Raw genomic sequence first — 14,906 nt, forward strand, 5'->3', positions numbered from 1 at the left:
CCCTTTTCCCGCCGTCCCGGCGATGCTGGGCGGCGGGAGAGGATGATGAGCGAGACCATGACCGGCGGCTGCCAGTGCGGTCGCATCCGCTATGCGGTCGAGATCGAGTCCGACGAGGCCTATCTCTGCCATTGCCGCATGTGCCAGCGCGCGACGGGGGGCGTTTCGATCGCCTTCGTCAACGTGGAGAAGGCGGCGCTGCGCTGGGACAGCGAACCGGACTGGTATGCCAGCTCGGCAATCGCACGGCGCCCCTTCTGCTCGACCTGTGGTACGCCGCTCGGCTTCGCCTATCCCGACAGTGAGAAGATCGACCTGACCGTCGGCAGTTTCGATGCGCCCGGCCGCTTCCGCCCAGCCCATCATTTTGGCGCGGAAAGCCTCCACGAAGCGTGGATCGACACGACGCAGTTGCCGCGCTACCGGACCGACGAGCACCAGACGCTCGTCGATCGCTGGATGAAGACCCTTGGCAGACTTCCCGACTGAGACCACCCTCCACAGCTTTGCAGGCGCCGATGGCGCGCCCATGGCCTGGCACGGCATGGGACCGGAGGATGGCCGTCCGGTCATCCTGATCCATGGACTCTTCTCCAATGCCCAGACCAACTGGGTGCGCTACGGCCATGCCGCCAAGCTTGCCGCCAAGGGTCGCCGGGTGATCATGCCCGACCTGCGCGCCCATGGGCAGAGCGCCAAGCCGCACGATCCGTCGGGCTATTCAAGCGACATCCTCGCCGACGACAATCTCGCGCTGATCGAGCAACTGGGCTTCGGGCCCGGCGACTATGATCTGGGCGGCTATTCGCTCGGCGGGCGGACCACCGCACGCATGCTGGTGCGCGGTGCGCGGCCGGGCAAGGCGATGCTCGCCGGCATGGGCCTAGAAGGACTGCTCGATCTCGGCGGGCGTGTGTCCTTCTTCCGCAAGGTGCTCGAAGGGATCGGTACCCACCAGAAATTCTCGCCCGAATGGATGGCGGAGGGCTTTCTGCGCACCACCGGCGGCGACGCCAAGGCGCTGCTGTTGCTGCTCGACAATTTCCCGCGCATCCAACGCGCGTCGCTGACCGAATTGTCGCTGCCGATCCTCGTCCTCACGGGATCGGAGGATCAGGACAATGGCTCGGCCCGGGCGCTCGCCGCGTTGCTGCCCAATGCCGGCTATGTCGAGGTGCCGGGCAACCATATGAGCGCGGTCACCCTGCCCGACATGGGCGACGCCATCGCCGACTGGTTCTGACCGCCGCCCCCGATCAGCGCTTGCGGACGAACTCCGCGCGCAGGACGAGGCCCCGGATACCGTCGAACTTGCAGTCGATCTCCTGCGGATCGCCGGTCAGCGCGATCGACTTGATCAGTGTGCCGCGCTTGAGCGTCTGGCCCGCGCCCTTGACCTCAAGATCCTTGATCAGTGTGACCTGATCGCCATCGGCCAGCAGATTGCCGACCGCGTCGCGAACCTCGACGCGGGACGCGGCCTCGCGACGCTGGGCGAGCTCCGACGCCGGCACCCATTCGCCGCTGTCCTCGTCATAGACATAATCGTCATCGCTCATCGTACCGGCTCCAGAATAGAAGATGCGGCCGCCTTAGCCGAGCGCAACGATCGGCGCGACACGGAAAGCCCCTGATAGCCATCTGCTCGGGCCGGCACGCGGGGTTGACCGGTCGGCATCGGCGTGATGACTGTCTAGTCAGCAAGAATATCGACGAGGATCCTCTTCCATGAAAATTGCGATCAAGGCGGCGACCTCCGCCCTGGCGCTGGCGGTCTGGCTGGCCGGTGCGCCGGCCAAGGCGGCCGATGCGACATCGGCGACCACCATGGTGGCGAGCGCAGCCCCCACCGCCGCCGAAGCCGACGCCTTCGTAACCGACGCCGAAAAGCAGCTGAACGACCTCGGCATCTATGGCGCGCAGGTCGCCTGGATCAATTCGACCTATATCACCGACGACACCGATGCCGTCGCGGCGCGCGTAGGCGCCGAGTATACCGAACTGCAGGTGCGGCTCGCCAAGGAGGCCGCGCGCTTCGACGGCGTCGCCGGGCTCGGCTATGACACGCGGCGCAAGCTCGACATCCTCAAGCAGGCGATCGTCCTGCCCGCGCCGTCTACGCCGGGCGCAGCCAAGGAACTCAACGACCTCGCGACCCGCCTTCAGTCCACCTATGGCAAGGGCCGGGGGACGCTGCGCGGCCAGGAGATCACCGGCTCGGACATCGAGGCGGCGATGGGGAAGAACCGCAACCCTGCCGAGCTGAAGGAGATGTGGGTCAGCTGGCATGACAATGTCGGCAAGCCGATGCGCGACGACTATGCGCAGCTCGTCGAGATCGCAAACAAGGGCGCGGTGGAGCTGGGCTACAAGGATGTCGGCGCGATGTGGCGCGCGGGCTATGACATGCCCGCCGATGATTTCGCCAAGATGATGGACCGGCTGTGGATTCAGGTGAAGCCGCTCTATGACGCGCTCCATTGCTACACCCGCGCGAAGCTCAACGCCAAATATGGCGATGCGGTCCAGGCCAAGACCGGCCCGATCCGCGCCGACCTGCTCGGCAATATGTGGGCGCAGGAATGGGGGAATATCTATGACATCGTCGCGCCTCCAGGCGCCGGCGACATCGGCTATGATATCGGCGAACTGCTGAAGGCGAAGGACTATGACGCGATCCGGATGGTGAAGACCGGCGAGCGTTTCTACACCTCGCTCGGCTTCGCGCCGCTGCCCGACAGCTTCTGGACCCGCTCGCAGATCACCAAGCCGCGCGACCGCGAGGTCGTGTGCCACGCCTCGGCGTGGGACGTCGACAACAAGGACGATCTGCGCATCAAGATGTGCACCAAGGTCAATGCCGACGACTTCGTGACGATCCATCACGAACTCGGCCATAATTTCTACCAGCGCGCCTATAACAAGCAGCCCTATCTCTATCTGAACGGCGCCAATGACGGTTTCCACGAGGCGATCGGCGACTTCGTCGCGCTGTCGGTGACGCCCGACTATCTGGTGAAGATCGACCTGCTAGACGCGGCCAAGGTGCCGAGCGCGGACAAGGATATCGGCCTGCTGCTGCGGCAGGCGATGGACAAGGTCGCTTTCCTGCCGTTCGGCCTGCTGATGGACAAATGGCGCTGGGGCGTGTTCAGCGGCGAAACCCCGGCCAGCCAGTATAGCAAGGCCTGGACCGACCTCCGCCTGCGCTATCAGGGCGTCGTCGCGCCCGAGCCGCGCGACGAGGGCGACTTCGATCCGGGCGCCAAATATCACATCCCCGGCAACACGCCCTATGCGCGCTACTTCCTCGCCCGCATCCTGCAGTTCCAGTTCTACAAGGCCGCCTGCGACCAGGTCGGCTGGAAGGGGCCGCTGCACCGCTGCTCCTTCTATGGCGACAAGCGGGTGGGCGAGAAGCTGAATGCGATGCTGGAAATGGGTGCGTCCAAGCCCTGGCCCGACGCGCTGGAGGCCTTCACCGGCACCCGCGAGATCGACGGGTCGGCGATGATCGCCTATTTCAAGCCGCTGATGACCTGGCTGAAGCAGCAGAACAAGGGCCAGCGCTGCGGCTGGTGACCGGAGTCGGGGCGCGCTCGGGGGGACGCCCCGCATTCTGTGTGGCAATGTCCTAAATCGCGACGGCAACGTCTGCGTTCAGCATTGCCTTTCTCCCGGATTCGCTGCACTGGCGCCGCCCATCGGCCTGCTGGCATCGCTGCGGATTCGGGACGTCATTCTTGCATGGGCCCGGGGGGAAGACCATGTCGGCTGCGGTGGTGAACGTCATTACCCTGTTTTTCGTCTCGACCCTTCTGGCCGGGATGATGCTGATCGCGTGGCGCAGCTTCGGCCGCCCGACGCACGCGCTGATCTGGGCGCTATCCTATAGCGCGGCCTCGCTCGAATGGGTGTGCAACATCTATCTGCGGGTCAGTGCGTTTCAGAACCAGCTCTTTCTGGGCTTCGTCTATGGCCTCTGCTGCCTGGCGAACGGCTTGCTGGCTGTGGGCTGTTACGTCCGCCTTCGGCCCGACGCTCAGCGTCTGCCCCCGCTCCTTGCGGTGTGCGCGACTGCGACACTGATCGGGACGATCGTTGCCGTGGACGATCATCAGGCGCTGCGTGATATCCTCTGGCTGTCCTTCGCCGGATCGATGCTCATGATCTGTGCGGCCTGCGTCGCCCACCCGCTCGGCCGGGCCTCCTTGCCCGAACGAACGGTGGCCGCGATGTTCCTGCTGTTCGCACTGGTCGACTTCTCCCTGGCGATGATGGCTCCCGGACAGGGCGCGCATGGCGAGGGTCCGGGCCATGCGCTGTTCCGAACGGTCCTGGTTATCGCCTATCCCCTAGCCTTCACCGGCGTCGGCCTGTTCACGGTTTTCCTGGTGGCGACCGACCTCGCCGAATCGATGCGACGACTTGCCACCTCGGATCAGCTGACCGGCATTCTCAACCGTCGCGGCTTCGAGGAAGCGGCCGAGCGCGCCATCGTCAATGCCCAGCGGCAACACCAGCCGCTGGCAATGGTCCTGGCGGACATCGACAATTTCAAGGTCATCAACGACCGCTACGGCCATGCCACGGGCGACTGCGCGCTCCGCCATTTCGCCCAGCGTCTCGAACGACTCGTCCGGCGCGGCGATCTTGTGGGCCGCGTCGGTGGGGAAGAATTCGCGCTGCTGCTGATGAACACGCACGACGCCAATGCGCTCGAGGTGGTGGAGCGCGTCCGCCGGGACATCGCCTCGGTCCCCGTACACGGCGCCGGCTCGCTGATGATGACCGCGAGCTTCGGCGTAACCGGGATCCGCCCCGGCGATACGTCGCTGGCGCAATTGCTGATGCGGGCCGACCGCGCGCTCTACCGGTCGAAGCTGGACGGCCGCGACCGCGTGACCCATGCCGACGAACTGGAGGAGGCACGCGCCATCCTCCACGACCGGGTTTAGGCGCCCCGCCCTCGCATCACCGGAAAGGCGGCTCGTTGAACGCGCGCAGCTTACGGCTGTGCAGGCGCGCACCCTCCCCGCGCAGCTGGTCGACAGCAGCGATCCCGATCTGGAGATGTTCGGCGATCGCTCGTTCGTAGAATCGGTTCGCCTGCCCCGGCAGCTTTATCTCGCCGTGGATCGGCTTGTCCGACACGCACAGCAGCGTCCCATAGGGTACGCGGAAACGGTAGCCCTGCGCCGCCAGCGTCGCCGACTCCATGTCGATCGCGACCGCGCGGCTCTGGCTGAAGCGCAGCGCCGAGGCAGTGTACCGCAGCTCCCAGTTGCGGTCGTCCGAGGTGACGACCGTGCCGGTGCGCATGCGCAGCTTCAACTGCTCCATGCTCTGGCCGGAGACGATCTCCGCCGCGCGCGTCAGCGCCTGCTGAACCTCGGCGATGGCCGGGATCGGGATCTCCGGCGGCAGCACCGCGTCCAGCACATGGTCGTCGCGCAGATAGGCATGGGCGAGCACATAGTCGCCGATCCGCTGGCTGGGCCGCAGGCCGCCGCAATGGCCGATCATCAGCCAGGCCGCCGGGCGCATGACCGCCAGATGGTCGGTGATCGTCTTGGCGTTGGATGGACCGACGCCGATATTGACCAGCGTGATCCCCGATCCGTCAGGTGCCACCAGATGATAGGCGGGCATCTGGTGCTTGCGCCATGCGCTGTCGGCGATTGCGGCGCGCGGATCAGGATCGCCCCGGCGAATCTCCACCCCGCCGGCACCGCTGAGCATCGTATAGCGATCGTCCTTGTTCAGCTGCTCGATCGCCCACTGGACGAACTCGTCGACATAGCGGTGATAGTTGGTGAACAGGATATAGTCCTGAACATGGCTCGGCGGCGTGCCGGTATAGTGGCGCAGCCGGGCAAGGCTGAAGTCGACGCGCGGTGCGTCGAACAGCGCGAGCGGCCGGGCTGAATCGCCATCCTGAAGCCACAGCCCGTCGGCGAGTTCGTCGCCGATCTGGGCGAGTTCGGTCGACGGGAAGATGTGGGACAGCTCGACCGGCGATGCACCGGTCAGGTCGAGATCGTCGCCCGCGTCGAGCACATAGTTATAGGGGATCTCGGTCGAGCTCAGGCCCGCCTCGACCTCTACTCCATAGTCCGCGATCAGCAGATCGATCTGCTGCTCCAGATAATGGCCGAACAGCGCAGGCTGCGTCACCGCAACGGCATAGTCGCCCGCTTCCTGCAGCCGGCCGAAGGACCGGCCGAGCGGGCCCGGATCGCGCCCGCCCTCATAATGGAGGCGGACTTCGGGATAGGCGAAGCTGCCATTGGCGCGCAGCGCCGGATCGGGCCGCTCGCCCGTGCGGATATAATGCGTCAACGCCGCCCGCAGGCGGGAAACCGATTGCCGATAGATGGTGTCGAGCTGTTCGACGATGTCGCGACCTTGAGACGGCAAATGCGGCTCCCTTTTCCTGCGTGGTATGTGATCAGAGCTGGCCGAGCATATGCTCGGCGCTGCTCACCTGATAATCGCGCGGCTGCTCGACATTGAGCGTCGTGACCACCCCGTCCTCGACGATCATCGAGAAGCGCTGACCGCGCATGCCGAGGCCGAATGCGCGGCCGTCCATTTCGAGCCCGATCGCGCGGACGAAATCGCCATTGCCGTCGGCCAGCATCGATACCTTCCCGTCGGCGCCCGCAGACTTGCCCCACGCACCCATCACGAAAGCATCGTTGACGGCGGTGCAGACGATCTCGTCGACGCCCTTCGCCTTGATCTCGTCGGCCTTGTCGACGAAGCCCGGCAGATGGCGCGCCGAGCAGGTCGGGGTAAAAGCCCCCGGCACCGAGAAGAGCGCAACCTTGCGCCCGGCGAACAACGTCTCGCTCGCCACGTCGACGGGCCCCTCGTCGGTCATCGCTTTGAAGGTCACCGCGGGGATCCTGTCGCCGGTGCTGATCGTCATTGCATTCTCTCCTCGAAGGCAGCCCGCAGGCGATACTCGTTCATTGTTGCATTTTCCGGTGCCGAAAGGCGAGCCTTCCCCTTCAGACATGCTCGCGCAGGCGCAACAACAGGGGCGCCAGGAAGGGCGCGACCCGCATCACCGCCAGCGCCCGGCGCCAGCGCGGGCTGCGCTCGCCGACGCCCAGCCGGATCAGCATCTGCACCCCCACGCGGCATTCGCCCGCCCGGATATGGGCGAAGGCCTCCTCGACCTCCATGTCGCGCTCGATCCGCCGGCACATCTCGGCCGCAGCAGCGGCCTCCGGCCTGTCGCCAAGCTCCCGCCTCGCCTTGTCCATCACCGCATGCGCGGTTTCGAGCATCACCGGCGTATTGCCCGACATCTGGCCGGCGCGGCGGCGATAGCGTGCGAGCGGTCGCGGCACATGAGCGAGCCGCCAGCCCGCAGCCATCAGCCGGATCCAGGCATCGAGATCTTCGGACGATCGCAGGCTGGTATCGAAGCCGCCGATGCCCTCGATCGCCTCACGCCGCATCATCGTCAGCCCGAAGACGTTGAACTCACGGCGGATGAGCTTCTCCAGTGTCGGCGGGCCGGCCTGCGGGCAATAAGCGGAAAACAGCTCACCGACGCGGTCGACACCAAAGAAGGTCGCATCGCCGGTGGCGAAACCGGCCCCGGGATCGGCCTCCAGAACGGCGATCAGCGAGGAGGCGAAGTCCGGCTCCAGGATATCGTCGCCGTCGAGCAGGGCGACATAGGGTGTGGTCGAATGGGCGATGGCCCGGTTGCGCGCGGTCGGCAGGCCGCCATTGTCGGTTTCGAGAAGGCTGATCCGCGCGTCGACGAGATAGGGCTCGACATGGACGCGAACGCGCCTGTCGCCGTCATCGACCACGATCGCCCGCCAGTCGGGCCGATCCTGCGCGATGACCGAAGCGAGCGCGTCCCCGAGCATCTCACCAACACCATAGGCCGGAATGACGACTGTGAGGGCAGGGCCTATGGGTGACGCCGACACCGGGGACACAGACATCTGGGGCTCGTCCCCTGCCCCACCCGGTTCGCCTGTTTGCGTCGCCATGACGGAGGACTATATTGCAAGCCATGGATACGCCAGTCTCTCTTCGCGGCCAGTATCTCCTGGCTATGCCGGGGATAGGCGATCCCCGTTTCGAGAAGGCGGTGATCGCGATGTGCGGCCATGACGCGCAGGGCGCTTTCGGCGTCGGCGTCGACCGCATCGTTCCCGGGATCACGCTGCACGGCCTCTATGAACAACTGGGCCTGGAACCGGGCGTGGCACCCGATTGCGCGATCCATCTGGGCGGCCCGGTGGAACAGCAGCGCGGCTTCGTCCTCCACAGCACCGACTGGATGGGCGAGGACAGTCTGAACGTCGACGGGCGCTGGGCGCTGACCTCGACGCTCGACGTGCTGCGGGCGATCGCGGAGGCGAAAGGCCCTGCGCAATGGCTGGTCGCGCTCGGCTATGCCGGCTGGGGCGAAGGCCAGCTCGACGACGAGATGCGCCGTCACGGCTGGCTCGCAACGCCGGGCGAGCAGCGTCTGCTGTTCGAGCATGACGCTCCGGAGCGGTGGGAGCAGGCGATGCGCGACGCCGGCATCGACCCCCGTCTTCTCGCTTCCAGCAGCGGCCAGGCCTGAGAAGCGAAGGGACCGGGAAGGTCCTGCGGGGCGACACGGGGCCCCCGTCCCGCCTGCCAAATACCATCGTGAACGACATATAAAGATATCTTTATATTTGCGTTGTTAAGGCTCCGTCGCTAAGGCGCAGCCATAGCTACCGGTCGGCATGTCGCCGACCGACGCCCGTTCCCGAAGGAGAAGCCCGGTGGCCACCGCCGTTGCGACTGATTTCAACGATTATGTGATTGCCGATCTGAGCCTCGCCGAATTCGGCCGTCGCGAGATCGAGATCGCCGAAACCGAAATGCCCGGCCTGATGGCTCTCCGCGAGGAATTCGGCGCGTCGAAGCCGCTCAAGGGCGCGCGCATCACCGGCTCGCTGCACATGACTATCCAGACGGCGGTGCTGATCGAAACCCTCGTCGAACTCGGCGCCGATGTGCGCTGGGCGACCTGCAACATCTTCTCGACCCAGGACCATGCTGCCGCCGCCATCGCCGCGCGCGGCATCCCGGTCTTCGCCGTCAAGGGCGAGAGCCTGGCCGATTATTGGGACTATGTCGGTCGCATCTTCGACTGGGGCGACGACACCACCGCCAACATGATCCTAGACGACGGCGGCGACGCGACGATGTTCGCGCTGTGGGGCGCCAAGCTCGAGGCCGGCGCGACGCTCGGCGAGCCGGGCAATGCCGAGGAAGTCGAGTTCCAGCGCGCGCTCAAGGCCTATATCGCCGCCAAGCCCGGCTATCTGACCGAGAGCGTCAAGGCGATCCGCGGCGTGTCCGAAGAGACCACGACCGGCGTCCACCGCCTCTATGAGATCGCCAAGAAGGGCGAGCTGCCCTTCCCCGCGATCAACGTCAACGACAGCGTCACCAAGTCGAAATTCGACAATCTCTATGGCTGCAAGGAATCGCTGGTCGACGCGATCCGTCGCGCGACCGACGTCATGCTGGCCGGCAAGGTCGCCTGCGTCGCCGGTTTCGGCGATGTCGGCAAGGGCTCGGCCGCCTCGCTGCGCAACGGCGGCGCCCGCGTGATCGTGACCGAGATCGATCCGATCTGCGCGCTGCAGGCCGCCATGGAAGGCTATGAGGTCGTGACGATGGAGGAAGCGGTGACCCGCGCCGACATCTTCGTCACCGCCACCGGCAATGAGGACGTCATCACCGCCGAGCATATGAAGGCGATGAAGCCGATGTCGATCGTCTGCAACATCGGCCACTTCGACAGCGAGATCCAGATCGCGGCGCTGAGCAACTACAAGTGGACCGAGATCAAGCCGGGCACCGACCTGGTCGAGTTCCCCGACGGCAAGCAGATCCTGATCCTCGCCAAGGGCCGCCTCGTGAACCTCGGCTGCGCCACCGGCCATCCGAGCTTCGTGATGTCGTCGAGCTTCACCAACCAGGTGCTGGCGCAGATCGAACTGTTCACCAAGCCGGGCGAATATGACAACAAGGTGTTCGTCCTGCCGAAGCATCTCGACGAGAAGGTGGCCGCGCTCCACCTCGAGAAGCTGGGCGTCAAGCTGACCAAGCTCAGCCCGAAGCAGGCCGCCTATATCGGCGTCACCACCGAAGGGCCGTTCAAGCCCGATCACTATCGCTACTGAGCCGGACGGCGGGCAGAATCCCGCCATTCGCGCGCTTCGCGACAGGAAGGCCCCGGCATATGCCGGGGCCTTTTCCTTTGCGTCCGAAACGAACAATGGAATTGCGGATCGCGGGTGATTCCCCGAAGGCGCAAATGACTCTAGAAGCTACCGCATGTCGCACATGATCCAGCTCGATCCGATCGCCGCCATGATGCTCGCGATCATCGTCGCGCTGTGGGTGGCGGCGGCGGTCGCGGCGATCGTGATGGGGCTGCGGCGCGACGCTATCGCCAAGGCGCGCGCGCGCGATCTCGAGCGCCAGGCCGCCCTGCTGGGCAGTTGCCCCGCCCTGCCTTTCCGCGTCGGGCTCGATGGCCGGATCGGTGCCGACACCCGCCTGGCCCACTGGCTCGGTCTGACCGACGTCCCCGCGACGATCGATGCGATGGCGACTCACGGAGAGGGCGGAATCTCCGTCGTCGACGCCGAAGGCCTCGCCGCCGACGTCCAGGCCGCAAATCAGGCCGGGAGGCCGTTCGAACGCATATTGCGCCTCGCCGGCAGCGATCGCGTGCTGCTCGCACGGGGGCGTCCCGCACCGGTTGCCGTCGGCGATGGGGTGATCGTCTGGCTGTTCGACAATAGCGAGGCGGAGCGCACCATCGCCCGTCTCTCGCATGAGACCGGGCTGATCAGCGATGCGCTGGACAGCTGCCTCGCACTGATCGAGGCCGCACCCTTCCCGATGTGGCACCGCGGCCCCGACCTGAAGCTCGCGCTGGTCAACTCGGCCTATGTCGAGGCGGTCGAGGGCGACAGCGCGGAAGACGTGGTGACACGCGGGGTCGAGCTGATCGACGCCGCCGACGGCCGCGCCCCGCGGGCGACCGCTCTCACCGCGCGCGATACCGGCCGGATCAACACCCAGGTCGTGCCGGTGACCCTGAGCGGACAGCGGCGCACGATGCGCATCGTCGACGTGCCGATGGGCGAGCATGGCGTCGCCGGCTATGCGTTCGACATCCAGGATCTGGAGCAGACGCGGGCCGAACTCGGCCGCTTCCAGGAGGTCCAGCGCGAGCTGTTCGACCGGCTGTCGGCGGGCGTCGCCCAGTTCGGCGCCGACCGCAGCCTGATCTTCTTCAACCAGCCTTTCGTGCAATTCTTCGCGCTCGCGCCCGAATGGCTGACCGATCGTCCCGAGTTCGACCGCATCCTCGAAAGGCTGCGCGAGGCACAGCGCCTGCCCGAGGTGCGCGACTTCCCCGGCTGGCGCAACGAGCGCCGGGCGTGGTTCAACGCGGTGGATGCGGTCGAGGAAACCTGGACGCTGCCGGGTGGGCAGCATCTTCGCGTCGTGGCCCAGCCGCTGCCCAATGGCGGCTTGCTGCTGTTCTTCGAGGACCGGACCGAGCAGGTGCAGCTGTCGAGCGCACGCGACACGCTGCTGCGGGTGCGTGCCGCCACGTTCGAGAATCTGTTCGAGGCCATCGGTGTCTTTGCGGCAGACGGCCGCCTGCATATCTGGAACCAGAGCTTTCGCGACATATGGGGCCTGTCGGATGCCGATCTCGCGCAGAATCTGCGGGTCGATGCGATGGTCGAGCTCGTCGGCGCCAAGCTGGCAGACCCGTCTCGTGCGCAGCTGCTCCGCGATCTCGTCCGCATCGCCACCGTCGACCGCCAGGCGCGGACCGGGCGGATGGCGCTCGCCGACGGACGCTATTTCGACTTCGCGGTCGTGCCCCTGCCGGACGGCAACGCGCTCTTCACCCTGCTCGACATCACCGCGTCGCGCGGAATCGAGGAGGCGTTGCGCGGCCGCGCCGACGCGCTGGAGGAGGCCGACAAGCTCAAGACCGCCTTCGTCGCCAATATGAGCTATGAGCTGCGCGTGCCGCTGACCTCCATCGCGGGCTTCGCGGAGCTGCTCGACGGCGGCTATGCCGGCGAACTGCCGCCGGTCGCGGGCGAATATGTCAAGGCGATCCTCTCTTCGGTGGGACGCCTCGGCTCGCTGGTCGAGGACGTGCTCGACCTGACCCAGGGCGCGGCGGGCAGCCTGCCCCTCGCCGAAGAGCCGGTCGATCTTGGCGAGGTGCTGAGCGAGGCTGTCGCGGCCGCCCGCAAGGCGGCGGACGCCAAGCCGCTGAACCTGATCGTCGACATGGAACCCGAGCTCGGAACGATGCGCGGCGATCCGCGCCGGCTGCGCCAGATCGCCGATCATCTGCTCAACAACGCCATCACCTATACCCCGCCGCAAGGCCGCGTGACGATCCGCGTTCATGGCGACGATGACATGATCATCTGGACGGTCGCCGACACGGGGCCCGGCATGGACCCGGCGCAGCGCGCACGAATCTTCGACAGCTATCCGCGCATCGACGCGAGCAACGAGGAGGGCAAGCAGCTGATTGGCATCGGGCTGCCGCTCACCCGGCAGCTGGTCGAGGCGCATGGCGGCTCGATCGCGCTCGACAGCGAGCCTGGCCGGGGCACGACCGTGACGATCCACCTCCCCCGCCGCCTGGGCGAGAGCGTCAATGTCTGATCCCGCATCCGGGTCGCTGCGGCTCGACGGCCCCGCCGATACGCTGGCGCTCGGTGCCCGCCTCGCCGCACTGCTGCGGCCGGGGGACGTCGTCGCGCTGTCGGGCGATCTCGGCGCGGGAAAGACCACGCTCGCACGCGGCCTGCTCCAGGCGCTCGGCTTCGAAGGCGAGGTTCCCAGCCCGAGCTTTCCGATCGTCATTCCCTATGCGCCGCCCGAGCTGACGATCCCGCTGTGGCACGTCGACCTCTATCGCATCGACGATCCCGAAGAGCTGTACGAACTCGGCCTGGACGAGGCCCGCGCGGACAGCGCGCTGCTGATCGAGTGGCCCGAACGCATGGGCGGGCTGCTGTGGCAGGATGCGCTGCGGCTCGACATCGAACCCGCAGGCGAGGATGCGCGCCGCTTGACTTGGGCGGCGCCCGCGGCATGGGAGGGCCGATGGCCGCCCCGATGATCCCCCCCGCCCACGCCCCCGCCTTTCTCGACACTGCCGGCTGGACCGGCGCCGAGATTCTGCCTCTGGCCGGCGACGCCAGCTTCCGACGCTATTTCCGGGTCATGCGCGGCGACGAGACCGCCGTGCTGATGGATGCCCCGCCCCAGCATGAGGACAGCCGCCCCTTCCTGGCCGTCGCGCGCCATCTGGAGACGATCGGCTTCCGGGCGCCGCGCATCCTCGCCGAGAATCTCGATGCGGGGCTGATCCTGCTCGAGGATTTCGGCGACGCGCGGATGAAGGAGGTGATCGACGCCGAACCCGCCGCCGAGCATCTCATCTATGGGCAGGCGATCGACCTGCTGGCCGATCTCCATGGGGCCGCAGCCGGCACGCTGCCGCCCTATGACATGCCGGTCTATCAGCGCGAGGCCGGGCTGTTTCCCGAATGGTATATGCCCGCCGTCGGCCTGACCGCCGACGCCGACGCCTATACCGCCGCGTGGGACGCGGCGCTGGCGCCGATCGCAAACGATCAGTCGATCACGGTGCTGCGCGACTATCATGCCGAGAACATCATGCTTCTCGGCGACGGCAGCCTTGGCCTGCTCGACTTCCAGGACGCACTGGCGGGCCATGCCGCCTATGACCTCGTCTCGCTGCTGCAGGATGCCCGGCGCGACGTCGACCCGGCGCTCGAACGCGCGATGATCGACCGCTATGCGGCGCGGCGCCCGTTCGACGAAGCCGCCTATGCGCTGCTCGGCGCCCAGCGCAACGCGAAGATCCTCGGCATCTTCACCCGGCTGTGGAAGCGCGACGGCAAGCCACGCTACCTCGCCTTCCAGCCGCGCGTCTGGCGCTATCTGGAGCGCGACCTCGCCCATCCGGCGCTGGCACCCGTACGTGCCTGGTTCGACGCGCATGTGCCCGCGCAGGCCCGCGCCTCCTTCTGGGCGGACCACGCTGCATGACCGCTCCGCACGCACCGATCGGCACCGCGATGGTGCTCGCCGCCGGGCTGGGCAAGCGGATGCGCCCGCTGACCGCGACCCGCCCGAAGCCCCTCGTCGAGGTGGCGGGCAAGGCGCTGCTCGACCATGTGCTCGATCGGCTACGCTCCGCCAGAATAGGCAAGGTGGTCGTCAACGCCCATTATCTGGCCGACGCGCTGGAGGCGCATCTCGCCCGCAAGGCGGCCGATCTCGACGTCCGGATATCCGATGAACGCGGCCTGCTGCTGGAAACGGGCGGCGGGGTCGCCAAGGCGTTGCCGCTGATCGACGACGACCCTTTCCTGATCGCCAATAGCGACAATCTGTGGATCGACGGGCCGGTCGACGCAATAGAGCTGCTCGCCTCGAGCTGGGACGACAGCAGGATGGACGCGCTGCTGCTGCTCGTCCCGCTGGCGCGCGCCAATTGCCATAGCGGCCTGGGCGATTTCCATATGGACGGGGACGGCCATATCGCCCGCCGCCGCCCGTCGCGCGTGGCGCCGTTCGTGTTCACCGGCGTGCAGATCGTCTCGAAACGCCTGTTCCGAGACCTCCCCGAGGGGGCCTTCTCGTTCAACCTGCTGTGGGACCGGGCCATCGCCGAGCGGCGCGCCTTCGGCCTCGTCCACCAGGGCCTGTGGTTCGACGTCGGCACACCCCCGGCAATCGCCCGGACCGAGATGCTGCTCGGCCTCGCCTGAAACCGGGCCCGAATTAGGCGCCTC

General features: G+C 66.8%; 14 protein-coding genes. 10 read left to right on the forward strand and 4 right to left on the reverse strand.

Translation table 11 applies throughout. The annotated features are described in order from the left end of the window. Positions 1-45: 45 nt before the first annotated feature. Positions 46-489 (forward strand): GFA family protein, encoded by a 444-nt coding sequence (locus G6P88_RS11575; RefSeq protein ID WP_165325143.1) that lies wholly within the window; start codon positions 46-48, stop codon positions 487-489. Further along, positions 470-1,243, forward strand: coding sequence for an alpha/beta fold hydrolase (locus G6P88_RS11580; RefSeq protein ID WP_165323296.1), 774 nt, complete (start codon positions 470-472; stop codon positions 1,241-1,243). The genes G6P88_RS11575 and G6P88_RS11580 overlap by 20 nt, the downstream gene beginning before the upstream one ends. Positions 1,244-1,256: 13 nt before the next feature. Here the strand turns inward: G6P88_RS11580 and G6P88_RS11585 are convergent, their stop codons facing one another. Beyond that, the gene (locus tag G6P88_RS11585; RefSeq protein ID WP_165323297.1) at positions 1,257-1,559 is read right to left on the reverse strand and encodes an alkylphosphonate utilization protein; all 303 of its coding nucleotides are present in this window, start codon (positions 1,557-1,559) and stop codon (positions 1,257-1,259) included. Positions 1,560-1,728: 169 nt separating this feature from the next. On the opposite strand from G6P88_RS11585, the gene G6P88_RS11590 reads away from it, so the two are divergent. Both G6P88_RS11590 and G6P88_RS11595 read left to right on the forward strand, forming a co-directional pair. After that, positions 1,729-3,582 (forward strand): M2 family metallopeptidase, encoded by a 1,854-nt coding sequence (locus G6P88_RS11590; protein WP_165323298.1) that lies wholly within the window; start codon positions 1,729-1,731, stop codon positions 3,580-3,582. 185 nt (positions 3,583-3,767) lie between these two features. Next, on the forward strand, positions 3,768-4,958 hold the full coding sequence (locus G6P88_RS11595) for a GGDEF domain-containing protein (RefSeq protein ID WP_165323299.1): 1,191 nt from the start codon (positions 3,768-3,770) through the stop codon (positions 4,956-4,958). A gap of 16 nt (positions 4,959-4,974) precedes the next feature. Here the strand turns inward: G6P88_RS11595 and G6P88_RS11600 are convergent, their stop codons facing one another. The 3 genes from G6P88_RS11600 to G6P88_RS11610 form a co-directional block, all read right to left on the reverse strand. Then, on the reverse strand, positions 4,975-6,420 hold the full coding sequence (locus G6P88_RS11600; protein WP_165323300.1) for an AMP nucleosidase: 1,446 nt from the start codon (positions 6,418-6,420) through the stop codon (positions 4,975-4,977). Positions 6,421-6,451: 31 nt separating this feature from the next. Continuing rightward, positions 6,452-6,934, reverse strand: a complete 483-nt coding sequence (locus G6P88_RS11605) for a peroxiredoxin (protein ID WP_165323301.1) — start codon at positions 6,932-6,934, stop codon at positions 6,452-6,454. 82 nt (positions 6,935-7,016) lie between these two features. After that, positions 7,017-7,973, reverse strand: coding sequence for a glycosyltransferase family A protein (locus G6P88_RS11610; RefSeq protein WP_165323302.1), 957 nt, complete (start codon positions 7,971-7,973; stop codon positions 7,017-7,019). 71 nt (positions 7,974-8,044) lie between these two features. On the opposite strand from G6P88_RS11610, the gene G6P88_RS11615 reads away from it, so the two are divergent. From G6P88_RS11615 to G6P88_RS11640, 6 genes are all read left to right on the forward strand, one after another. Then, the gene (locus G6P88_RS11615; protein ID WP_165323303.1) at positions 8,045-8,605 is read left to right on the forward strand and encodes a YqgE/AlgH family protein; all 561 of its coding nucleotides are present in this window, start codon (positions 8,045-8,047) and stop codon (positions 8,603-8,605) included. A 187-nt stretch (positions 8,606-8,792) separates the two neighbouring features. Then, the gene (gene ahcY, locus G6P88_RS11620; RefSeq protein WP_226946528.1) at positions 8,793-10,205 is read left to right on the forward strand and encodes an adenosylhomocysteinase; all 1,413 of its coding nucleotides are present in this window, start codon (positions 8,793-8,795) and stop codon (positions 10,203-10,205) included. A gap of 154 nt (positions 10,206-10,359) precedes the next feature. Continuing rightward, on the forward strand, positions 10,360-12,741 hold the full coding sequence (locus tag G6P88_RS11625) for an ATP-binding protein (protein ID WP_165323305.1): 2,382 nt from the start codon (positions 10,360-10,362) through the stop codon (positions 12,739-12,741). Next, positions 12,734-13,201 carry a tRNA (adenosine(37)-N6)-threonylcarbamoyltransferase complex ATPase subunit type 1 TsaE gene (tsaE, locus tag G6P88_RS11630; RefSeq protein ID WP_165323306.1) on the forward strand — a complete coding sequence of 156 codons (468 nt, stop codon included), beginning with the start codon at positions 12,734-12,736 and terminating at the stop codon, positions 13,199-13,201. The genes G6P88_RS11625 and tsaE overlap by 8 nt, the downstream gene beginning before the upstream one ends. Further along, positions 13,198-14,157, forward strand: a complete 960-nt coding sequence (locus G6P88_RS11635; RefSeq protein WP_165325144.1) for an aminoglycoside phosphotransferase family protein — start codon at positions 13,198-13,200, stop codon at positions 14,155-14,157. Before tsaE ends, G6P88_RS11635 begins: the two co-directional genes overlap by 4 nt. Continuing rightward, complete coding sequence (locus tag G6P88_RS11640) at positions 14,154-14,882, forward strand: nucleotidyltransferase family protein (RefSeq protein WP_165323307.1); 729 nt, start codon at positions 14,154-14,156, stop codon at positions 14,880-14,882. Before G6P88_RS11635 ends, G6P88_RS11640 begins: the two co-directional genes overlap by 4 nt. The last annotated feature ends 24 nt before the right edge of the window (positions 14,883-14,906 follow it).

The sequence above is a fragment of the Rhizorhabdus phycosphaerae genome (genome assembly GCF_011044255.1).
GTDB lineage: Bacteria > Pseudomonadota > Alphaproteobacteria > Sphingomonadales > Sphingomonadaceae > Rhizorhabdus > Rhizorhabdus phycosphaerae.